This is a genomic window from Bradyrhizobium sp. HKCCYLS3070, from assembly GCF_051167575.1.
GTDB lineage: Bacteria > Pseudomonadota > Alphaproteobacteria > Rhizobiales > Xanthobacteraceae > Bradyrhizobium.
This window is the reverse complement of record NZ_JBNPTI010000016.1, coordinates 41,283-63,910: the sequence shown is the minus strand read 5'-3', so window position 1 is coordinate 63,910 and position 22,628 is coordinate 41,283. Positions and strand designations below refer to the sequence as shown.

Below are 22,628 nucleotides of genomic sequence, written 5' to 3'. Positions count from 1 at the left end.
GCACGGCGCCTGCAACCGGCTTGGGCCGTGCTTGAAGGGCCCATAGCCGACGTCGAACCAGGCGTCCGTCAGCCTCGCTTCGAACTACCTGGCGGTGGCGCGCCGCTCACGCCCGGACTGATCGTGAGCGTGGTGCCGGCGGCACCTCCCGCTTCATAGGCCGCCGTCGACACCATCCGGCTCGTGCTGCGCGCCGACCGCAGCTTCAGATCGAGCTTGTCGAACTCGGCATCGACCACCGAGGTCTTGAGCACGACCAGGCCGCGGCCGCTGCTCTGGTTGACCTGATCCCGGGCTGCCTTCATCGCCACCAGGCGGTCGGCGATCGACACCACCATGCCGAGGGCGAAGGAGGCATTGGCGAGATGCCGGTCCTGGTGCCGGAACCGGCGGTACTCGGCCGAGGTCTTGTAGCGGCCGAGTTCGGCGCGCACGGCGTTGTCGATCAGTTCCGCCAGGTAGTGCGCAACCTCGACATCCGCGGGGAGACCGAAGAACACATAGCTCGCTTCGCCGGCCGGATTCTTCTCGCGCCAGACCCGGCAATCGCAGAAATGCGCGATCGCGCCGATGCAGTCATCGAGCGGAATGCGCTTCTTGCGATGGGTCTCATAGACCTTGCGCTCGCACGCCGACGCGCGCAGCTCGAGGTCGGACAGCGACAGGTCGTGGCGATCGAGCAGTTCGGCGACCTTGGCGGCCGCGGACAGCGCCTCGTCCTCGGTGCAGCCATTGGCGATGGTCTTGGCGCGCAGCGCCTGAATGCGGGATTTCAGCTTGTCGAGCGCAACAGGATCGGAAGCGGCAGGATCGAACGTCTGGCTCACCGCTCAAGGCCCATGACAAGCCCCGCCGGGAGGTGGCCGAGGGAGGAACTGGCGGAGAGGCAGGGACTCTGCGCCAATTATCTTCCGTACCCCAATTTGGCAGGCGTTTCGTGCAGATGGCGACGCCGCTGGTACCAATGCTGGTACAATTACCGGTACGAATGAAAAACGCAAGCCCCCGCCGCACTCCGATATTGACCGGCGCGGCCTGCCTACGAATGCCCCTAACCGTGCCTGCCACGCGCGACCGCGGCGCCGCCGAAAAAGCCGGGCCATCGCCGCGCTCCGGCACCACTTGTTAGCCCGCTGACTTGTTGGCTTGCTGACTTGTTAGCTTATTGGTTTGTAGGCTTGCTGACTTGCGCGCTTGCCAACTTGCTCACCCGCCAGCTTCTGCGCTCGGATTCGGCGTTTGCTTGTGGCTCTTTCGGCTTTGGTAGCGGCGTCACTTTCAGGTTCTTGCCACAGAACCTGGAAGCTGGGACGGCCTTTTCCACCAGATCGACATTCTGCTGCAGGGTTACCCATCCGATCCTTCCGTCGCCATCCAGCCAGACACGCAGAGCAACTGCATCGTCGTCCGCGAAGACAGGTTGATTTGGGGGCTTCGCGCTGAACGCCAAGAACAATCCATCGCCCTCCGTATCGGAAGTCAGACACGCGATACGAAATGCGGCAGATGGGTCCGCGCTAATGAACCTTTTTAGGAAATCATCGCGCGTCCAGAACGCTCCCTCCGTCGGACCGTCGAATGGCGTTCCGGGAAAATTCACGACATAAATCTTATCGGTGAAGAAACTATCGACATCCCCCCTGTTCTGACCGCGCGAGAGCGTGTACCCGCCAAGCGCATACATCGCGAATTCCAGGCGCTTCTGGACGCGAGCGAACTCTTTGTGTGGCGGCCTCGGACTAAGGTCATCTCGGTAGAAGAACGCCTTCGCCGAACCGGCATCATACACCGGCTTTTCCATATAGCGTTTCCACAGGGCCACATGACTGAGTCCCGAAAGCGCATAATCCGACCCCATACAAGTCAAGGTTTTGGTCTGGTCGAAGCCGGAAAGCAGCGTCAGCAACACCAAACCGTACGATATGTCGTCAGGGGACAGATTGCGATCCCTCATTAACGCATCGAAACGCCGACAACTTTCAGCCAAGTCACCTACCGCCTTGTCCGCTATTTTCAACGTGGTGTAGGCATCTTTGACGATGTTCTCATATGGTCCAATCAGGTCGGGATCTTGAGTGACCGACTTAATCTTCGAGAGACTTACCTTCACGGTGCTGTAGGGGGTGCGGACCGTATTCACGCCCTGGTACAATGGCTGCGATTGCGTAACGGTATTGCCGCGATCAAGCTGCGAATACAATTTCGTCAATGGATCGTTGGCCTGCGAGGCGGCTTTCAGGACGTTGGTTGCCGGTCCGACGCCAGCAAATAGCGGCAGGATGGGAAGGGCCACCTGGATTAGACCGGCAACACCTGCCGCAAGAGGGCCGGGCTGGTTGGTGTCGGTCTTGTTCGCCGTCGCAGCTATAAAAAGCTTGTCACGTCCCGAAACTGCGAAGCTGGTATCGCATTTTTCGTTCTTGAATATGCTACGGTTCTTTTTGTCTCCAGATACCGAGAAAACAGTAACGGCTGCTTTGGCATCGGAGGGCAGCTGAGAAGACGAAAGCCTTGTCGGGGTCAGCGCAACTATGTGACTGGTGGTGACGGAAGTCTGAACGAACGGTCCCCAGTCGATCAGACCAGGCGAGCCAATTGAGGCGCAAGACAGATCGACTTTGTAAAGTTCATCGGGATTCGGAAGTCGACGCTGCTTTGGAGGAATGATTCGAAGCAACTGGTCCTTATCGGCCGGATCCAGCGACCTTGCTTCGGGTCTGTTCCCGATCAAGCAAACTCCGCCGATCGATAGCCCAGTGCACTCCTGCGACTGAGCAGGTGCAGTGAACGATATGGAAAACAGTACCGCGACTCCGGCTGAACACCACCTGATCATCGGCCGCCCTCATCAAAAGCCACAAGCATAGACCTAAAGATCTTTGGTTGTTTGATATGGATCAACAACCAATGCAAGAAGCTCGCCTTAGTTGTATTATATGAGGACGAGTCGTAGAGAGCTACTCAGGTTTGCAGCACTGGCTGCATCCTCGTCGCTCGCCCCCCGCTCTTCCAGAGGGGAGCAACCGGGCGGCACTCTGGAGCCATGTTCGCCGCCTGATGGCTCGTCTCTGCCCTCAAGTCATCGCCACTTCCTTGTTAGCTTGGTCCAGCTGCTGGCTGACAAGGATTTCCGACCAAGCCGACTGGCGCCTCTACGTCCAGGCATCGTGAACCAGTGGGCGGAATTGTGCTCGAGCGAAGACGACGTTCGTACCTGGTGCGCCGAGTTGGAGCGTTGGGTACGTTGGTATCGGCTCTACGCGTACTGGCTAACTGACCTCTTCCAGCAGGTCGCGATGACGCGCCAGTCAGTCTATTTCTTCTGGGCCTGTCAGCTCTATTCGGACGCGCAGACGCTCTTTGCGGACGATCTCGCGTTATCATCCCTGGAGACGGCGTACTCTCAGTACCTCGAAAATCAAGTCGCTCTCGGGAAACCTTTTGAACCGATCGGCGATGAACTAAGATCGAAACTGCATCATTCTTACGACTTTTATCATCGCTGGACGCGTCCTTTTGAGTATTCGGACTCAAATCCTTGCGCTGTTCACCTCTACCTTCGCCTGAGTCAACGTTGGCTGATCGAAGCCGCCCGCAAGCACTACCCCGCATTCGACATCAGAAATGCTGATGCGCTCCGGATCATCATCTCACAATGCGAGAGTGATGATGTCGCCTTTTACGCAATCTTGGCCCGACGCTTTCTCGGCCTGTTGCTGGCGGAACAGAACCAGTTTGGGCTAAGCATCGCCGAATACGAGGCTGCTCTCGCTGAGGCTCGCAGGCTCGAGCTGGACACAGAGATCGGACATCTTGAGCGTCTGCTTGGGCACGCTCAGCGGCAGATAGGAAATCTGGAAGCATCCCGGTTCCATTTCGAGAAAGCGTTAGAGTACGAGAAGCAAGGTCCTGCTTTTGCCTATACGTCGTACTGGCAGGCTTTATCAGCCCGAGAGCTGGGCGACACTCTTTTCCTCTTGGCGGGGCAGACTGCAAATGTCGACGCCGGAAGGCCAGGCACCAAAGCAGTCCGGATCGACGACCCCGAGAAGTTGCGCCCAGCGCTGCTTGCTTACCGCGCCGGCCGCGTACATCTCGATGCACACCTCACCATTCAGTCGCCTCTTCCGCTTGCTCGCGCCGCCAAGCAGCAGCTTTTTCGCTCCTTTTCCACCAATTCGGTGAAGGCTGCATGTCTCCTGCAGTCCGCCATCGACATGCTGGCCGAGGTCGAATGGAATGGTCCACGACAGATTACCGAGTTGGTCTCGGAAATCGCGGCAACCCGCAACGAGCCTCGTACCGCTGTGGCAGAGTTTCGCCGCAGGCGAGCTATCTACTATAGCTCGCTAAATACGATGCCGCCCAATTTCGAAGACTATCTTGCCAGTGCCACTCAGCATTACGCCGAACGAAGGCAATATCTCAAAAGCTCGATCGCGTTACAGCCGATGCTCTTCGACTTGCTGTCAAGCGACAAGAACGCCCGGCGAGCATTGGCCTTGCGTCTGCCCAAAACGATATTCCTGCTGTTCCATGTCGGAACCCATGAGAGCATCATGGTCTTGGCAGACGTGGAGTCCGGGGCGGTTGCTCCTTTCAACGCTCCGTTTGGTGAACACGACCTGCGTCCAATCCACGAAGAGTACCAGAGAGCCACATCGGATGATGGCAGCGAGGGCGTACTTAGGAGCGCATTAGATAAGCTCCTGTTAAGCTACGCGAATCTACTCGATCCCTTGCTTGAGCCAATACTGAAATTCTTGCCGGACAGACATTTAAAGATCTTTCCGCGTCTCCAGATGAATGCCGTGCCGCTTCATGCCGTTCGCATAAAGGGGAAAATGCTGATCGACCACTGCGCCTCACTCAGCTACGGGCAGACACTGGGTCTATTTCTTGAAAACCATCGCAAGATTTTGTCCCCTGAGCAGGGCGTGACGCTGCGCTACGTCTCGGGTGAAGGTGTCCCATTTTACGACCTTATCGAAACGAAGCTCCAAGAGATTTATGGAGGAATGTGCATTTCCGAACGGCCCGAGGGGTGGCCGCAGTTGATGGGGTCAATTTCGGCCCGTCCTGCATCCGACACTCTGTTCGCATGTCATGGTTTCTACGATGCTGACAATCTGGATGGCAGTTATCTAAGACTTGCCGGTGATCGCAAGGTCGGATTCTCCGAGATTTTCGCACAACTCGACCTGCGCGGGTGCCGCAGCGTCATCATGGGGGCGTGCGACAGCGGTTTGGCTCGCGCAGAAATCGGCGCCGAGTATATCGGTCTGCCGAGTGCAATGCTCGCATCAGGGGCACAGCACGTCTTAGGCGCGCTTTGGACAATTCCTCAATTGGCCACGGCTGTATTGATGCTTCGCTATCTCGAGCTGGCCAAGAGCAGCGACGTTTGCAGTGCCCTCTGCCGGGCTCAGTGCGAAGTCAGGATGATGACGAGGGATGACCTCTCGGCCTGGCTTCAAAATATGGCCCCTGCGAACCCCGAACTGCCTGCTGTGTTGGGTGAGATCGCAAGAATGGATCAGTATCCGTTCGAACATCCCTATCACTGGGCCGGGCTCCACGCCGTCGGCGACATATGATGTGAGGCTAGGCCGGTCAAACAAGACGTCGAAAGTCCGTACTAACGAGAGGTGCAGTATGATGCTTATCAGTCGACGAGTGGTCTTGACCGGTGCCGCATCGTTCATTTTGACCAGTGCTGCTGGCGCGCAGCCTGCGATTGATTGGAGCGCCCTTGCCAAGGAAGATACCGAAGCACCGAGCATTCCTGATGCTCTGAAGGATTTCGCCAACCAACCCTCGCTCAATGGCCCGATTACCGGCTACCAGCCCTTCGGAACTAGTCCCGCAACACCGGAGGAGGAAACGCTCGCCAAGAAGCTGTTGGATCAAGCTCCCACGAATTGCAGTCCCATCGAAGTGGCGCTCTATTTTCTGGATGTCGCTAACGGCAAGTATGGGAAGGAGCTTCGCCCCTACACGACTGCGTGGCCGGTTCGGTGGAATCCGGTGATAGTTGGATTCTTTGCATCCACCAATACGACGCCCAGCGGAGATACAACGGCGTGGTGCGCAGCATTCGTAAACTATTGCTTGATACGTTCAGGCATCGGGAGAAAGCCGATCAGCGGCGCAGCGGACCCTACATACAGTGCGGCCTCAGCTTCGTTCAGGAACTGGGGAGCCAAGGTGGCTACGAAGGCGCAGCCGGGCGACATTGTCGTGTTCAAGAACAACAGTAATCCGAATCATGGTCATGTTGGCTTCTTCGTCACCGAGGACGCCGACAGCGTTCTTGTATTGGGCGGAAATCAATTCGAAGGCACCCCGGTCAGGCACGCGATCAACCGGAAGAGGATTGGGAAACATGGCTCGGTGCTCGAATTACATTCCTACCGGACCGATCCGCAGTTGCATGCGTAGCGCGGCGCTCACGTTCGCAGCATTGCTTTCGTCTTCCGCAGCGATCGCTGCACCCTACCAGGACTCTGGGCCGGCAGTCGTTCGCCTCCATATCGAAGGGATATTCAAGGAACAGGCTGAAGCGCTTAAATCTATGCCTGAAAAGGAAAAGCAAAAGAAAAGATTCTTTGACAGCTATGCTACCGGATTCGTTGTGTCGCCAGATGGACTTGTCATGACGGCGGGCCATGTGGTGCCCAATCCGACAGAATTCGAACAGGACACGCTGGTGATCGAGGCCCGCTTGCCCCATGATGATGCTCGCAATTTGCTTGTGGCCAGCGATCCGCCATTAAGGCTCAAAGTCGTGAAATCGGCCACGACACCTCACGACGTCGGATTGTTGAAAATTGAGAATGTTCAGGCTCCCCTAAGATTTCTTCGCCTCTGCGACGATTACAATATGGACGAGGCGCTTGTCCTGCTTGGATATTTTGGTGACGACAGGTTGGCAAGTCGACACGGTATCGTGTCCAAGCCCGCCATTGATCCGCTGCCAGTTGTAATGCAAATGCCCATGCACAAGGGCGATAGCGGCGGACCGGTGTTTAATTCCAAGGGCTACGTAATAGCGATTGGAATCGGACAAGAAGAAGTCAATTTTGAACGCGTCGAATTAATGAGCCGTGCAGAGTTGATCCGAAGCGCGATCGCTTCGATGTCGCCTGAAACCAAGGCGTTGATTGGAACGAGCTACGATCCGGCGTGCGACAAGAAATTGGCTGCGCCTCAGGGGCCGATAGCCGAGGTGCGACTTGATAAGACCTCGACCGTCGAGCTTGGCTCTGGCCAGACGACGAAACTGACACAGGCATTTCAAGCGCCCCCGGGAAGCGTTTTTGAGGAGATCGTGAGGGCAGATGCGAAATCAGACGCGGAGCGCGTTTCGGCAACCCCCTCAGGTACGGCAATCCTGGGCGACGGGAAGACGATTCAATTGACGATCGAGGCGAATGCGGGCACCGAAAGCAAGAGCATTCTCGACGCCTTGCGGGAGACGCTCGGCTCTCCAACCAAGAGAAAGCCAGCGCCAGCCTCGATCAGCAGTCGAGTGGTGGCGAGAATCAAGCCTTCGGAGCCACTGGTTGCATCAAGCCAACTCCAGCCGGAACTTCGATCCTACTTGGTTTCGAAGACGCTCGACATTCACAAGTCGGCGGCGACACGCCAAGACTATTCCGATCAGATTCCGGCACCCAAAGGTTACCGGTTTCAGGAGATCGTAAGCGTAAGCGTGGTCGGTATGAGCCACTCGCCTACAGACGGGATCGAGACTGTCGTCGGTGGCGAAGGCAACTTCATCAGCGCGACCTACAGTCTTGAGAGCGGGCCGGTTGATAATCCTTGGAAAGCGTGGATCGATGCGTTTGTCACGGCAAAACTGATCCCTATTGGTAAGTAGTCCGTCGGATTCCCGCCCGTCCGCTTTCAGTTGCAGAGCCGATTCGACGTGGTCGTGCTCAGATCACATGATTCGGACAAAATTGCATAGCGTCGCAGCAAACGCTGCACGAAAGAGCAGGCATTTTCTGCGCTCGCTTCACCCGGTCGGCTGTTTGACAAAGAAAGTGATACAACCCTTGTTGTCACCATAGAAGGGTCGGTCGAACATCCAATGGACCGTTCCCGACAAGGCCAGCCCGTTTTGCACGAGGTCGGGACCGTTGGCCTCGACAGGGCGAATATGGGCCGCATTCACTTCGGCACGTCCGCCGCCGTTGATCAGTTTCAGCCCGGTGATGGCGCAACGTTCGCCATAGGCTCGCAGTACGATCTTGCGGAACAGGCGATCTTGGGCGATACGCGACGTCAGACGCTGGATGCGATCGCGGAGCTGCTCCGACGCCAATGGCGTTTGATCCTCTTCAAACCCATTAAGGGGGTGGCCGGTCTCCGGCATACGCGGCAACAAGACGTCTCGATCATCCAGACCGCGCTCGATGATACGCTGAAAGTCCTCCGGCGAAATCGGCCGCACAGCCGCCTGCGCCCGGCCCGAGATCTTGCCCGTCTCGTTGAGCAGACCCCGCTCGACCGGACCGTTCTGCTCGCTGAAAGGAACCGGGCTGACGAATTCGAGGTATGAGCCGGGCTGAATGAGCGCGAGATACATATCGGGCGCCTTCGGATCTGGAATGATCCGCTCGACCCGAGCGATCGCGAAATAGCCGCGCGTTCCAAGCACTTTCGTCGGCTCTAAGTAGACAATCCAATCTCCGACGCTGCCCTGCGCGCGGCCGAGATATTGTTTGGGAAATTGGTACTGCTCCGCCGGACTATCGTCGTAGATCGAATCAGTCCGATGCATGAAGACGCAGTAGCTCATGCAGGCAGCTTAACTGAGCGACTCGGATGGAAGCAAATGTCGCAGCCAGCCGAGATCGCCGTGTCGCTGTACTTAGGAGTACGACGCTGGACGTCGATGCACGGCGCCTGCAACCGGCTTGGGCCGTGCTTGAAGGGCCCATAGCCGACGTCGAACCAGGCGTCCGTCAGCCTCGCTTCGAACTACCTGGCGGTGGCGCGCCGCTCACGCCCGGACTGATCGTGAGCGTGGTGCCGGCGGCACCTCCCGCTTCATAGGCCGCCGTCGACACCATCCGGCTCGTGCTGCGCGCCGACCGCAGCTTCAGATCGAGCTTGTCGAACTCGGCATCGACCACCGAGGTCTTGAGCACGACCAGGCCGCGGCCGCTGCTCTGGTTGACCTGATCCCGGGCTGCCTTCATCGCCACCAGGCGGTCGGCGATCGACACCACCATGCCGAGGGCGAAGGAGGCATTGGCGAGATGCCGGTCCTGGTGCCGGAACCGGCGGTACTCGGCCGAGGTCTTGTAGCGGCCGAGTTCGGCGCGCACGGCGTTGTCGATCAGTTCCGCCAGGTAGTGCGCAACCTCGACATCCGCGGGGAGACCGAAGAACACATAGCTCGCTTCGCCGGCCGGATTCTTCTCGCGCCAGACCCGGCAATCGCAGAAATGCGCGATCGCGCCGATGCAGTCATCGAGCGGAATGCGCTTCTTGCGATGGGTCTCATAGACCTTGCGCTCGCACGCCGACGCGCGCAGCTCGAGGTCGGACAGCGACAGGTCGTGGCGATCGAGCAGTTCGGCGACCTTGGCGGCCGCGGACAGCGCCTCGTCCTCGGTGCAGCCATTGGCGATGGTCTTGGCGCGCAGCGCCTGAATGCGGGATTTCAGCTTGTCGAGCGCAACAGGATCGGAAGCGGCAGGATCGAACGTCTGGCTCACCGCTCAAGGCCCATGACAAGCCCCGCCGGGAGGTGGCCGAGGGAGGAACTGGCGGAGAGGGAGGGATTGCCGCTCTGCGCCAACTAGTCCAATAAAATCAAAGCCTTGCTTCATGCCCGATGCCGGCGTGTGTACCAGTGATATGCCCCAAAGTCGAGCCGATTTTGCTCGCCTTATGCAGGCTGTGCCGCATCTTGGGATGGCCCAAGCGTTCGACTTCCTGCACGCCACGAACGAGGTCTTCGCCAAGCGCGACATCGAACTGCCGTTGCCTGAGCAGTCCACGACCACCCCGGTCGACCGCTTGGAGGAGGGACTGGCAGTCCAGAAGAGGATCATCGGGGACGTGGTCGTCGACAGGCTCTACGCATCGGCGCCGGCCGACCAGCAGCATATCCAACGGCTGCTGTCGGCGAACTGCTTCGGCGACCACGTGGGACGGTGGGATCGACATCACGACCCGCGAGCTTCTCACCTTCAGCTTGCTGGCCGCGCTCGGCAGGTGCGAGCCGCAGGTGATGGGCCATGTGGCGACCAACCTGCGCATTGGCAACGACCACGCACCCCTGATCGACGTCGCCACCTAGCTCTTGCCGTTCATCGGTTACCGTCGGCGGCGCGAGTTCGTGTTGCGTCGTCAAGCTCGTTGGGTCGAGTTTCAGGACCAGGATTTCGTTCAACCGCGTACCGTTTCGGATGACCGACGTTTTCGGATCCTTCGACCAAGCCCGAAGCGGAGGGCCGCCGAGCTTGAGGTCGTCGGGCTTGCAGCCGGAAAATGTGATCAAATCGGTCGAGGATCATCTCGTGATGGCTCACGCAGACGATCGCTGCATCCCGATCGACCGCGACCTTGCGGAGCAGGTCCATTACGTTTCTCGCGCGCTGCGAGTCCAGCGGCCCTGTCGGCTCAAGGCGCGCACGCCCAAGAGTCAGCTACTGATGCTGTGGACGGCTCCTCTGTCCGGCACGCGAGTGCCATGGATTTGGGGGCTATTAGGGCTCCCACGATCTGGAGGAGCTGCCCATGCAAGCGGTCCCGTGGGGCTTGCACCCACTGGAAAGCGCCGCCTTGTCACGGCGCACACCCGAAGCGGACAGTGGGAGCTGCCAAGCGGCCTACGATCATCGGCTCGCCGCCGTGCAGTGGTGTAATTTCGTCACGCTTCTCGGCAGTGCGGCGGCTGCATGTTTAGACAACCGTACCAAGCAATTTGCCGATACCGGCGGTAAAAGCCATCGCTAACGCGCCCCAGAGTGTCACTCGGGCCGTGGCCCGCAAGACGTTTGCACCCCCTGCTTTTGCCCCGACTGTACCCAGAAGCGCTAAAAAGCCCAAAGAAGCAGCGAATACGATCGGGACAAGTGCGCCTGTCGGCGATATGACAACCATAAGCAAGGGCATCGCCGCGCCCACCGAAAATGATGCGGCGGAGGCCAGTGCAGCTTGTATCGGATGCGCGGTGCTAATTTCCGATATCCCAAGCTCATCCCGAGCGTGGGCGCCCAATGCATCTTTCGTCATCAATTGCTGAGCAACCTGCTGCGCAAGCGCCTGATCGATACCACGCTTGACATAGATTTCAGCAAGTTCGTTAAGCTCATACGTGGGGTTCTCGCTCAATTGCCTCCGCTCACGCACAAGGTCCGCCTGTTCGGTGTCGGATTGCGAGCTGACGGACACATATTCACCTGTGGCCATCGACACAGCGCCAGCCACCAGTCCCGCGATGCCTACGATCAAGATTGCGTTCTCCGTAGCGGCGGCCTCCGCGACAGCGACGATCAAGCACGCGGTCGAAATGATTCCGTCATTGGCGCCAAGCACTGCGGCACGCAACCAGCCAATACGGTTGATGTGGTGTCTCTCCGGTTGCGGGCGAACAGGATTCATCATCTACACTTTATCACGTGAGATCGCCTTACCATCGGTCATAGTGACGGCCACGACAAGCATGCCGACATGATATAGGCGGGGATGCGGTGTTTAGCACTTCCTGTCGACTGCAGTGTTTATCTGTTTCTGGCCCATACCGACGAAATCCAGCCTTCGTTCACATGACGGCCCTCAGGGATAGACCGGAAATCGCCAGAGCATAGCAAGATCGACGGTGTGACCGATGCTGTCGAAAAAGTCCAAAATTAGGGAGCGGCTAATTTCCTGCAGAAGGGCAAGACAAGCGGCGATCGCCAGTCAATGGGCCTTCAGCTTGACTACAAGAGTCACCGGTGAGTTCACCGCCTGACGATGAATCCCCCAAATAGCCTTCTCATTGGCGAGCCAACGGCTTCTAAAATTTAGCCCCGAAGGTACAAAAAGACTTTTTCGACAGCATCAACCCAAACCGGCCATGGCCCCGGACGGTCACAGAACTTTGCTTCACAAGCGCACAACCAGCCAAGTCACGGATCATCATGAGGTCTGTTCATCTCGATGTGCGATATCATCGTCGTCGGCGAGAGTGCGCGCTTCGGGCATCTCGAGATCACGCTTGGCACCCTTTCGGGTGCAGGCGGTGTTCAAGAGATGGGAAGGCGCCGGGGTCGCTAGACGGTGCACCTAGGACCAGCCTGCGGATGGATTTGACCGGGTCCTTTCGCGGACTGTGGAGGCAGGCCCAAACTCGGAGGCACGGCATGATCGTCAGCGTCGCCGCGAAGTCGACCGGGGCGGTGCAGCGGCGCTATCGGCCCGCAGTTTCTCAACGGGCTGTCTGTTCGAAATTTCATGATGTCACGTCCGGCGCATAGCGCGTGCCCAGCCGGTTCGGCTTCCCTGCGATTCCCGACTTGACAAACCACATCTCGGAGCGCATTCGAACCTCGCCCCGAAGTTCCGGGGCATTTCAACCAATCGAAACAGGAATATGGACAGTTCCCCTAGTCGCTGTCCGGCCGAGGCGAAGCTCCTCCGTCGGGCATTCAATGAGTCAACCGGAATCGCCCCCGACGTCGCCCGTCGGGCGAGCGGCGGCCGGGCCTAGGGCCTGTCGTCCTCGCCTCTCGGGACCCGTCGGGGTCGTTATCCGAGAGGTGAGCCATGAACACGAACGTCACTTTTCTTCGCGGCAATGCCGCTGCGCCCGCGCTTCAGGGAAGCCGGGCGAACCGCCTCAATCAGGTCCGTTTCTTCGAGAACTGCCGCGACACGGGCGTGCCGGCACGCGCCGCGCTCGTGATGGTGTGGCGCACCAACCCGGCCAGCGGCAGGCTTGAATGTCGCTGGGCCATAGACGGCGGCGCCGCAACTGACGAGGGCGTCAGTTGCAATGACCTCCGTCAAGCTGCCTAGTCGGGCTCTTCCGCAAGCTGTTGCTCGCTTCCTCCCTGCCAAGGTGCATGCCTGGCGGGTGCGTTTCGTCGCGTCTGAATGCAGTCCGACTTCGATCAATACCTCCAATTCCAAAGCAACGTGCCATGAATAAAGAGACAAAACAGTCGCAAAGCGGCCGCGAGATCAGCAGCAAAAGGCAGGTCGTTTCGTCTCTCCTGGTGGAGCTGTGCGAATGCTCTCCCGAACAAGCACTGGCTCGTTTGGAGGCGACGCCAAATGGCCTGACCGAAGAACAGGCCGAAAAGCGACAGGAGCAGTATGGCCTCAATGAAGTAAGTCACGAGAAGCCGCCGACCTGGTATCATCAGCTATTCGAGGCCTTCCTGACGCCGTTCAACGGCGTCCTGTTCGCGGTCAGTATCGTTTCCCTATTTTCCGATGTGATTTTCGCCGCGCCGGAAGATCGCTCGTTCAGGACAATCATCGTGCTCTCCGCGATGGTCCTGCTGAGCACGCTGTTGCGCTTCTGGCAGGAATTCCGGTCGAACCAAGCCGCCGAAGAGCTGAAAGCGATGGTGAGCTCGACGACGGCGGTGCTGCGTGCCGGCATGCCGCGCCCGCAGGAGTTGCCGATTTCGACATTGGTGCCGGGCGATATCGTCCATCTGTCGGCCGGCGACATGGTCCCTGCCGATGTGCGGCTCTTGAGCGCCAAGGACCTCTTCGTCAGCCAGGCCATGCTGACGGGCGAGTCTCTTCCGCTGGAGAAATATCCGCTTCTGCCGACCCCGAGGAACCTCGCTCGCAGCCCGCTCGAACTGGAGACGGCTAGTTTCATGGGCACGAACGTGGTGAGCGGCACCGCGACCGCCGTCGTGGTGGCGACAGGCGATGCGACCTACTTCGGCGCCATGGCGCGCGATATCGTCGGCGCACGGCCGCTCACGAGCTTCGATATCGGCGTCAATCGCGTCAGCTGGATGCTGATCCGCTTCCTGCTGGTGATGACGCCGCTGGTGTTCCTCATCAACGGTATCACCAAGGGCGATTGGCTGGAGTCGTTGCTGTTCGCGGTTTCGGTCGCGGTTGGTCTCACGCCCGAAATGCTGCCGATGATCGTCACCGCCAACCTCGCCAAGGGCGCGGTGATGATGGCGCGACGCAAAAGCATCGTGAAGCGGCTCAACGCCATCCAGAATTTTGGTGCGATGGACATCCTATGCACCGACAAGACGGGGACACTGACGCAAAATCGGGTCATCCTTGAGCGGCATCTCGACATTCATGGCAATGAGGACAGCCAGGTGCTGGAGTTGGCCTGGCTCAACAGCTTCCATCAGACCGGCCTGAAAAATCTGCTCGACGTGGCAGTGCTGGAATACGCCGATCAGTTGGAGCTGGTCGGCAAGGTGCAGCACTATCAGAAGGTCGATGAGATCCCGTTCGATTTCGTGCGTCGCCGCATGTCGGTGATCGTCCGCAACGGCGGCAAGAACCTCCTGGTCTGCAAGGGAGCGATCGAGGAAGTGCTGGCGCTCTGCGCATTTGCCGACGAGAATGCCGCAGCGCCCGAGGGCGTGGTGCCGTTCACCGATGACATGCGACAGAACGTGCGCGAGATCACGCGCGACCTGAACGAGGACGGCCTGCGCGCGCTGGCGGTCGCCTACAAGGAACTTCCTCCGGAGGACCGGGCCTACACGGTCGCGGACGAGAAGAAGCTGGTTCTTGCCGGCTACGTGGCCTTCCTCGACCCGCCGAAGGAAACGGCGCGCGAAGCTATTGCGGCGCTCAACGAGCACGGGGTCGCGGTCAAGATCATCACCGGCGATAACGAGGTCGTCACGCGCAAGATCTGCAAGGAGGTCGGACTCGCGGTCGACATGGCGATGGCAGGAAAGGACGTGGCGGCCCTGGCTGACGCCGAGCTGGCCGAAGCTGCCGAGCGGACTACCATCTTCACCAAGATGTCGCCTCTGGAGAAGTCGCGGGTGATTCGCGCCCTCCAGAGCAAAGGCCACACCGTTGGCTATCTGGGCGACGGCATCAACGATGCCGCCGCGCTGAAGGACGCAGATGTTGGCATCTCGGTCGACACGGCCGTCGATATCGCCAAGGAATCGGCGGATATCATCCTGCTCGAAAAGAGCCTCCTGGTTCTTGAAGAGGCCGTGATCGAGGGCCGCAAGACCTTCGCCAATATCATCAAGTACATCAAGATGACGGCCAGCTCGAACTTCGGCAACGTGTTCAGCGTGCTCGTGGCGAGCGTTTTCCTGCCCTTCCTGCCAATGCTGCCGATCCAATTGCTGATCCAGAATCTCCTCTACGACGTCTCCCAGGTCTCAATTCCGTGGGACGATGTGGACCGGGATTACCTCACACAGCCCAGGAAGTGGGATGCAGGTGGCGTTGCTCGCTTCATGGTATTCATTGGCCCCATCAGCTCCATCTTCGATATCGTGACCTTCATCGTGATGTGGCACGTATTCGGGGCGGATTCGGTCGAGAAACAATCGCTGTTTCAATCCGGCTGGTTCGTGGTCGGCCTGCTGACACAGACTCTGATCGTCCACATGATCCGCACGCAGCACATCCCGTTCGTCCAGAGCCGGGCCGCCACCCCGGTAATCCTGCTGACGGCCAGCATCATGGCGATCGGCATCTACCTGCCATTCTCACCGCTTGGCGCGCATGTCGGCATGGTGCCGCTTCCGACGTCGTATTTCCCGTGGCTCATCGGGATTCTGCTGAGCTATTGCCTGCTCACGCAGCTGATCAAGCGGTTCTACATTCGCCGGTTCGGTCAATGGCTGTAGGTTCGGCAATGCACGTCGAGACACGGGAGTTGCTCCGAAGTCGTGCACAGCGCCACGTTGCAAGCACGGTGATCCGCGTCGCGATTGTCATGCTGCGGCTCTCTTACCAGCTTTATCGGGCCGGAGTTCTCGATTTGGCTGGCGCCAAGTGTGCCATTCGATGGAGCGATGGGGTCTGGCGGCTCGGCTGGAGTCTCGTAAAACGGAAGCGCCGCCCGTAACCAGGCTGCAAAACCTGTTGCGCGCCCATCACAGACTGCTGCAACTCATAATCTCTGTCTGATGTGATCGACGGCCCGGAATCGGCCGATGCCGTTGCGAATGAAATCATGAAAGCGCCCGTCCGCCGCGGCTCGCGCACCTCGATCTCTGGAGCGATCAGTTTCGCGATTCTGCTGTTCGATGAAAATCCCTATCTGTGGATCGGCGCCGAACCTCGACCCCTCTGAAGCGAAATAATTCAGGTTGTTACGATGCCGATCGGCGTCCAGATCCCACGCCGAGTTACAACATGTGTCACCGTACCGGCTATCTGCCCCGTGGCGCGTACAGGTCGCACCAGCCCATTGGACTAATCGGGCCCTCCACAACCTGACACTCACCGGCCATCATCCCGCGTCCCATCATTCCGTCCCCCATCATTCCACCACCACCCATCATTCCACCACCCATCATGCTGTGCCCGACAAAGAACTTGCACATGCCGCACATCTGCCCACTGTTGGGATAGTCCTGGTAGTGAACGACTGATTACTGGCTTTGCCTTGAGCGAAGCTTGTAGAGGGTCCGCGCATTGACGGTACTCCAACCGCGGCCGTGAATAGCACTGCCTTCCGGAGCCAAGTGCGACGTGAAAGCTTTTCATTTGTAGACATGACGCGTCCTCCTTTCGCATCTAGTGCTGACTTTATTGGGGCTGTACCGACATTGCGCATCCTTTCCGGGTATTCGTCACGCTAGGTTTCATCCTCTGCGAAACGTTCGTGAGCTCTTCTACAATCCAAACGCCGCAGCCGGCGCCAGCCGCCAGATCGCTTCGAGGTCCGTGATATCGACCGCTGTCGGTGCAAGATCCTCTGCCTCTGCATACGGATTCAGAGCCCCTCGATGAACTTCTTGAGTTTTGCCCCGACCTGCTCCGCTGCCTGCTTCAGAGCGGGGTTTTCGATGGCTTGCATGGACGCCACCGGATCGATTGCTGCGACTTCCGTTCTGCCGCCGCCGATATCCTGCACCACAACATTGCAAGGCAGCATTGTTCCGACCTTATCCTCGAGCTGGAGCGCCTCATGGGCAAGTGTCGGATTACAAGCACCCAGGATGCGATAGTTACGGAAGTCGACATTGATCTTCTTCTTGAACGTATCCTTCACATCAATTTCGGTGATGATTCCGAAGCCCTCCTGCTTCAAGGCTTCAGTCGTGCGGCGAACCGCGTCCTCGAAACCGATCGTGAGCGTTTTCGAAAAATAGTAGCTCATTTTACATCTCCCATGCTGTACTGCAGGCGTGGTGGCAAGCGGATGAGGCACCCTTCCCTTTGGTGGCACCTCTCATCGAAGGCCGGACAGGAATTCGGCGACTGCCCTTTTGTCGGTCTCGCTCAATGCCGCGGCGATGCCATTCATCACTGAACCCTCTCGCTCGCCATCCGCAAAACGGTTCAACTGATCGATGATGTAGGCCGCATGTTGGCTGTTCAGATTCGGAACATGGCTCATCATCCCGCCGCCCATCATTGACATCCTGCCCATCATTCCGGACATGCCTCCGGGTCGGCCTGACCCATGACACATCGCGCAAGAACTCATCATGCCAGGACCAACGCCCGCCGAAAAAATGCGCTCGCCGATGGCCGCCAGGCGCGGATCTTGGACGGGATCCGATTGGATATTCTGTCGGCTGTAGAAGCTCGCGGTATTGGCCATGTCGCTGTCGGACAGCGCCGCGACGATTCCGGACATGACGTCCGACTTCCGCGTCCCTCTCTTGAAGGCCCAGAGCTGCCAATAGAGGTAGGCCGGATTCTGGCTGGCCAGCTTGGGAGTCTTCGGGTCAGCGCTGTTGCCGTCCGCGCCGTGGCAAATAACACACTTTGTTTCGGCGATACTTTTTCCCGCCTCGGGATCACCTACGGCCGCACCGTGAGTGCTTCGATCCTGAGCGGGAGCTTGTGCCGTGGCTGCGAGGAACCCACCTCCACCGATGAACATCGCCAAGCACAGCCCCATCGTGCCACGCTTACGCATACGACGTCTCCCTATGCTGGTCGCCCGCCGCTCCCTTCCGATGCCTCCGTGCGCACGTGGCTTTCAGCCGCCGAGATCGCGCTTCTTCTGCAGATACTCGTCCCGCTGAATCTCGCCCTTGGCATAGCGCTCCTCAAGAACGTCGAGACCTGGCGAGCGACTGCGACTGTGAACTCCCCACATCTCGATGCCGAACAGCCAACGGAACAGCGCGACGACGCCAACGATTAGAAAGACAAGAAGAAGGAGCGAGAAGATGCCGTGAAACGGCATCCACCACATACCAGCGTAAGGCCCGTTCCACCACATCATCGGTCACTGCACCGGCTGCCAGAAACCGTTCCTGCGATCGATGCTGAACCTTTGAACTACATCACCTTTGTCAGCCGTCACGACTTCGGCCGTGATCGTGTTGGAGTCCTTTTCGGCAATCGGCCCCGCCTTCAGATGCGGATTGCCCATCATCGCAATCCAGCGATCCAGATAGTTCTTCACGTCATTCGTGGAGAGATTGAGGTTCGCCTGCTGTGGCCCATAGGCCCAACCCATCATACTGGGCCCCATCATGCCGCCGCCCATCATTCCGTAACCCATCATGTTGGGCATGCACCCTGGGCATCCGTAACCTGGTCCCATCATTCCAGGCCCCATCATGCCATAGCCGCCCATCATTCCGGGCCCCATCATTCCGGGTCCCATCATTCCAGGCATGCCGCCGCCATAGTACTGCTGGGCATTCATCGGGCTCGCCGAACCCAACAGGACTGCCAAAGCCGTCGCAAATAGTCCGCCGATCATGGTCCGCTTGCGCATTTCGATCGCTCCTGTTTCAGACGCCTTTGGAAGATTAGGATGGACATCCTACTGCGTATTGACGCAGGTCAAGCAGCTCGGAACGACCGAGTGACCAGTCCTAATCTCACAGACCGACCGCCTTTGCTAAGACCTAGCATCAAACAGCAACAAGCAACCTGGTTCTTGACCATGAAAAGCGCCGGTCTTTACCAACCACAGCAGTGGTGACCATATCGGCTGTAGTGCCGATGGTGGTGCCAATACCAGCCACGGCGCGGACTGTAGTAGCGAGCGCCGGGGTAGTAACGAGAATCGTAGTTGCCGTAGTCACCGTCCGGTCCGTACATCATGCCGGGACCGTAGCCGTAGCCATGCATCATGCCGTAGCCGCCCATCATTCCAGGGCCATAGGGCTGGGCATCCGCCGGGGTCGCTGCTCCGATGACAGTTGCGACAGTGGCCACACCAACGAGATAAAGTAGTTCGCGCATTGCTGCACTCCTTTATCCGGCCCCAAAAAAGCAACTTATTCGTACGCGAGTTCGACTGTGTTGATCAAAATCAAACAGTATCGCGATGGCCGTGCTCAGCGAGCAAGGTCGGGACGCCGACCGAAGTTGCTGCCATTCCAGCGCTGAATACGGAAGCATGCCTCCGGAGAATGCGGGCAGGAAGTCTCTATCGCCACTTGCCCATCAATAGCCTTCAGCTCCAGCTCCCCGACATATCCGCTGAACACCAGGCGATAGCCGGCGCCGCTGGAAGCATAGACCTGATGCAAGCAGCCTGAAGGTTTGCAGATCGCAGATCGATGATCGCATCCGAACTCCTCAAAATGCAGCGAGATGAAATTGTACCGGGAGCTACTAGGCGACAGAGAACGGGAAAAATAGTGCTGTGCTCTGGCGGGGCCACAGCTCCGCTCTTGTTTCGATACGTTCTGTCGAATCTCCGGAGGAAGCCCTTCGATATGATCGGAAGCCCACGGATCTTCCGTGTGAATCCCCCCACGCGCGTTTGCCGTCGATGACAAATTGGCGAGTATAAGCAGTGTGAATGCAGCTACGCTGAATTCCCTCCTGCGCGCAGTCACCCTGACCAAGACAAAGTGCCGCCAGTTTCCGATGGGGAACATCTTTCTCTCCCTTCAGTCAGTCAGCTTGCAATTCCCTTTCGTCGACTTCATGCGATAATTCCGCTTCCTGGTCGCACATCGTTGATGACGTCGCAGATCTTTGCGTCAGAGAATCGGCTTTGGCATGTGACTGACGATCCGCCGCTTGTTCTCCGGCAGTCACTTCACCGACGTCGCGCCTCGACGTCGCGGCCTGAGCGTCCGTGGTGATCATTCCGATCGCCCTTTTTCCATAGCCGATCAACCTGCTCGCATGTCATGAAGGTTCATGGAGTAGCCCTGAGGAGGCGCAACGCATTGGCGACGACGAGGAGCGAAGCCCCCACGTCGGCGGCAATCGCCGCCCACAGGCTCGCTACGCCGGCGAAGGTCAAGACCACGAACATGGCCTTTACACCGAGCGAGAACCCGATGTTTTGACGGATGATACGGAGGGTTCGCCTGGAATGACGGATAAGCCAGGGGAGCCTCGATATGTCGTCGGTCATGAGTGCGATATCGGCGGTTTCGATCGCCGCGTCGGAGCCGATCGCGCCCATGGCGATACCCAAGGTCGACCGCGCCAACGCCGGCGCATCGTTCACCCCATCGCCCACCATCGCGACCGTACTGTAGCGCGCGACGAGCTCATCGACCTTCCTTACCTTGTCCTCCGGGAGCAGTTCAGCTTGCACCTCGTCGATAGCGACCTCGCGGCCGATCGCTTCAGCAGTGACGCGGTTGTCGCCCGTCAGCATCACTACGTGCGCGATGCCCGCGGCGTGCAGTTGTTCGATTATATTGCGAGCCTCCGGGCGAACAGTATCTGCAACAGCGATAACGCCGCAGACATGCCGCGCATTGCCGATGACCAGGACGGTCTTCCCATCGGCCTCCAGCATTTCCGCCTGCCGCGCGACCTCTGGCGTGTCCTGGCCGCTTTCGATGACATAACGGTGAGAGCCGAGCCAGAACGGCTTTCCATCGAACGTGCCGATCAGCCCTTTACCCTTTAGGACTCGAACGTCCGATGCCGGAGCAAGGGCAACGCCCTTGGACTCAGCATACCTGAGCACCGCGCGCGCCAGCGGATGAGTGGAGCGCGCCTCAAGCGCGGCGGCGCGGGCGAGCAACTCGGTCTCCGTGTGATCGCCAAACGGCACCACGCGCACAACCTCCGGCTCGCCGCGCGTGATGGTCCCGGTCTTGTCCATGGCGATTGCCCTGAGACGCGCGGGAAGCTCGATATAGGCGCCGCCCTTGACGAGCACGCCGGCTCGCGCCGACGCAGCAAGCGATGCGACAATCGATACCGGCGTCGAGATGACGAGAGCACAGGGGCAACCGATCACGAGCAACACGAGGGCGCGATAAAGCCAGCCATGCCAATCGCCGTCGATCAGGGCCGGCGGCACGACGAAGACGAGCAAAGCCATCGTCATTACCGCGGGAGTATAGAAGCGAGCGAAACGTTCTACCCATTGCTCCGAGGGCGCACGACGCGCATGGGCTTCCTCGACCATATGGATGATGCGAGCGAGCGTGGAATCCTCGGCAGTCTTCGTACTTTCGACCGTAAGCACGCCGTCGCCGTTAATCGTGCCGGCGTAGACCTCGGCGCCAGGCCCCTTCTCGACCGGCACGCTCTCGCCCGTGATCGGCGCCTGGTTTACCGCGCTGGTGCCGGCGATGACACGTCCGTCAAGCGGAATGCGTTGACCGCCCTGCACGATGAAGTGGTCGCCAGGCCAGGCCTCGGCCGCCGCGATCTCTGCTTCCGATCCATCCGGGCGAATAATTCGCACGACGGGCGGCGCCAGATCGAGCAACGCCGCAATCGCGCGCCTGGCCCGCCCCACGCTCCAGCTTTCAAGCATGAGCGACAGCGCAAAAAGGAAGCTTACTGTCGCCGCCTCGAACCACTCTCCGATGGCAATTGCGCCAATTACCGCGACCGTCATCAGAAGATTCATATCCGGGCGCAGCGCTTTCGCGGCGTACCACGCCTTGACGATCACGAAGCGTCCACCGAAGACGATCGCAGCCGAATACGCGGCAATTTCCGGCCAAGGTATCTCCTGTCCGGCGTGCGTTCCAAGCAGCCGCAGCGCATCCGTCAATCCGCCGGCAAACCAGGCGTGGATCAACAGGCCGACGACAACGAAGACCCCGCTGAGCGTGGTGAACCAGACCTGACGGCGATAGTGGATTGCGGCCGCATCGCGCACCTCCGCATCCTGTGGTCGCCATTCCACGGCGGTCATGCCGGTTCGTCCCACAACCGCTCGTATCTCGTCTGCCGATACCGGCATTGCCGAATCGAGCACGGTCATCCGGCCGTTGAGCACGTCGAAAGAAAGGCTACTCTCACCGCCCACGAGGGGGCCCACCTCGCGGCGAAGCACCGCCACTTCCTCGGCGCAGTCCAATCCCTGCACCCGGAAGGAATACCGAGTAGCGGATCCGGGCTTGGCAGGTTTGGCTTGCTCACTCATATGACCGATCCTTAGATATTTCCTACTGCAGTCCTTCTGGACCTGCGATCACCACGTCACATTGCTGTGTCCGGTTGTGGGGCTGCATCGCCGACGGCGCCGCGCCATAGGATCAATTGCCATTTGTCAGGACGTTTGCGCCATGATCGAC

General features: G+C 59.0%; 19 protein-coding genes and 2 pseudogenes. 6 read left to right on the top strand and 15 right to left on the bottom strand.

The window, feature by feature from the left end; translation table 11 throughout:
• Window positions 1-68: 68 nt before the first annotated feature.
• Complete coding sequence (locus ACQR03_RS30370) at window positions 69-827, bottom strand: DUF7168 domain-containing protein (RefSeq protein WP_434842163.1); 759 nt, start codon at window positions 825-827, stop codon at window positions 69-71.
• Window positions 828-1,162: 335 nt separating this feature from the next.
• A complete protein-coding gene (locus ACQR03_RS30365) occupies window positions 1,163-2,731 on the bottom strand; it encodes a hypothetical protein (protein WP_434842164.1) in 1,569 nt (522 codons plus the stop codon).
• A gap of 436 nt (window positions 2,732-3,167) precedes the next feature.
• Between ACQR03_RS30365 and ACQR03_RS30360 the strand changes: the two genes are divergently transcribed.
• From ACQR03_RS30360 to ACQR03_RS30350, 3 genes are all read left to right on the top strand, one after another.
• Window positions 3,168-5,597, top strand: coding sequence for a CHAT domain-containing protein (locus ACQR03_RS30360; protein ID WP_434842165.1), 2,430 nt, complete (start codon window positions 3,168-3,170; stop codon window positions 5,595-5,597).
• An 85-nt stretch (window positions 5,598-5,682) separates the two neighbouring features.
• Window positions 5,683-6,441: a CHAP domain-containing protein gene (locus ACQR03_RS30355; protein ID WP_434842166.1), complete on the top strand. Its 759-nt coding sequence runs from the start codon at window positions 5,683-5,685 to the stop codon at window positions 6,439-6,441.
• Window positions 6,434-7,882 carry a trypsin-like peptidase domain-containing protein gene (locus tag ACQR03_RS30350; RefSeq protein ID WP_316172080.1) on the top strand — a complete coding sequence of 483 codons (1,449 nt, stop codon included), beginning with the start codon at window positions 6,434-6,436 and terminating at the stop codon, window positions 7,880-7,882. Before ACQR03_RS30355 ends, ACQR03_RS30350 begins: the two co-directional genes overlap by 8 nt.
• A gap of 138 nt (window positions 7,883-8,020) precedes the next feature.
• Here the strand turns inward: ACQR03_RS30350 and ACQR03_RS30345 are convergent, their stop codons facing one another.
• From ACQR03_RS30345 to ACQR03_RS30325, 5 genes and pseudogenes are all read right to left on the bottom strand, one after another.
• Window positions 8,021-8,806, bottom strand: coding sequence for an HNH endonuclease (locus ACQR03_RS30345; protein ID WP_434842167.1), 786 nt, complete (start codon window positions 8,804-8,806; stop codon window positions 8,021-8,023).
• Window positions 8,807-8,972: 166 nt separating this feature from the next.
• The gene (locus tag ACQR03_RS30340) at window positions 8,973-9,731 is read right to left on the bottom strand and encodes a DUF7168 domain-containing protein (RefSeq protein WP_434842163.1); all 759 of its coding nucleotides are present in this window, start codon (window positions 9,729-9,731) and stop codon (window positions 8,973-8,975) included.
• A 97-nt stretch (window positions 9,732-9,828) separates the two neighbouring features.
• Window positions 9,829-10,278, bottom strand: a complete 450-nt coding sequence (locus ACQR03_RS30335; protein ID WP_434842168.1) for a hypothetical protein — start codon at window positions 10,276-10,278, stop codon at window positions 9,829-9,831.
• A gap of 59 nt (window positions 10,279-10,337) precedes the next feature.
• Window positions 10,338-10,489: pseudogene (locus ACQR03_RS30330) on the bottom strand (2Fe-2S ferredoxin); the annotation flags it as partial.
• A gap of 434 nt (window positions 10,490-10,923) precedes the next feature.
• On the bottom strand, window positions 10,924-11,628 hold the full coding sequence (locus ACQR03_RS30325; protein ID WP_434842169.1) for a VIT1/CCC1 transporter family protein: 705 nt from the start codon (window positions 11,626-11,628) through the stop codon (window positions 10,924-10,926).
• A 1,143-nt stretch (window positions 11,629-12,771) separates the two neighbouring features.
• On the opposite strand from ACQR03_RS30325, the gene ACQR03_RS30320 reads away from it, so the two are divergent.
• The 3 genes and pseudogenes from ACQR03_RS30320 to ACQR03_RS30310 all read left to right on the top strand — a co-directional run.
• Complete coding sequence (locus ACQR03_RS30320) at window positions 12,772-13,023, top strand: hypothetical protein (protein WP_434842170.1); 252 nt, start codon at window positions 12,772-12,774, stop codon at window positions 13,021-13,023.
• Window positions 13,024-13,148: 125 nt separating this feature from the next.
• On the top strand, window positions 13,149-15,824 hold the full coding sequence (gene mgtA, locus ACQR03_RS30315; protein WP_434842171.1) for a magnesium-translocating P-type ATPase: 2,676 nt from the start codon (window positions 13,149-13,151) through the stop codon (window positions 15,822-15,824).
• A 284-nt stretch (window positions 15,825-16,108) separates the two neighbouring features.
• A pseudogene (locus ACQR03_RS30310) lies at window positions 16,109-16,240 on the top strand (DUF1194 domain-containing protein); the annotation flags it as partial.
• A 678-nt stretch (window positions 16,241-16,918) separates the two neighbouring features.
• On the opposite strand, the gene ACQR03_RS30305 reads toward ACQR03_RS30310, so the two are convergent.
• From ACQR03_RS30305 to ACQR03_RS30270, 8 genes are all read right to left on the bottom strand, one after another.
• Window positions 16,919-17,305, bottom strand: a complete 387-nt coding sequence (locus ACQR03_RS30305; RefSeq protein ID WP_434842172.1) for a DUF302 domain-containing protein — start codon at window positions 17,303-17,305, stop codon at window positions 16,919-16,921.
• A 72-nt stretch (window positions 17,306-17,377) separates the two neighbouring features.
• Window positions 17,378-18,073, bottom strand: a complete 696-nt coding sequence (locus tag ACQR03_RS30300) for a c-type cytochrome (protein ID WP_434842173.1) — start codon at window positions 18,071-18,073, stop codon at window positions 17,378-17,380.
• A 63-nt stretch (window positions 18,074-18,136) separates the two neighbouring features.
• Window positions 18,137-18,385 (bottom strand): SHOCT domain-containing protein, encoded by a 249-nt coding sequence (locus tag ACQR03_RS30295; RefSeq protein ID WP_434842174.1) that lies wholly within the window; start codon window positions 18,383-18,385, stop codon window positions 18,137-18,139.
• Window positions 18,386-18,388: 3 nt separating this feature from the next.
• Window positions 18,389-18,886, bottom strand: coding sequence for a hypothetical protein (locus ACQR03_RS30290; protein WP_434842175.1), 498 nt, complete (start codon window positions 18,884-18,886; stop codon window positions 18,389-18,391).
• 188 nt (window positions 18,887-19,074) lie between these two features.
• Window positions 19,075-19,359, bottom strand: a complete 285-nt coding sequence (locus tag ACQR03_RS30285; RefSeq protein WP_434842176.1) for a hypothetical protein — start codon at window positions 19,357-19,359, stop codon at window positions 19,075-19,077.
• 95 nt (window positions 19,360-19,454) lie between these two features.
• Window positions 19,455-20,003 (bottom strand): hypothetical protein, encoded by a 549-nt coding sequence (locus tag ACQR03_RS30280; RefSeq protein ID WP_434842177.1) that lies wholly within the window; start codon window positions 20,001-20,003, stop codon window positions 19,455-19,457.
• A gap of 16 nt (window positions 20,004-20,019) precedes the next feature.
• On the bottom strand, window positions 20,020-20,217 hold the full coding sequence (locus ACQR03_RS30275; RefSeq protein WP_434842178.1) for a hypothetical protein: 198 nt from the start codon (window positions 20,215-20,217) through the stop codon (window positions 20,020-20,022).
• Window positions 20,218-20,269: 52 nt separating this feature from the next.
• Entirely contained in the window at window positions 20,270-22,477 is a 2,208-nt protein-coding gene (locus ACQR03_RS30270; protein ID WP_434842179.1) for a heavy metal translocating P-type ATPase, read from the bottom strand.
• Between the last annotated feature and the right edge of the window lie 151 nt (window positions 22,478-22,628).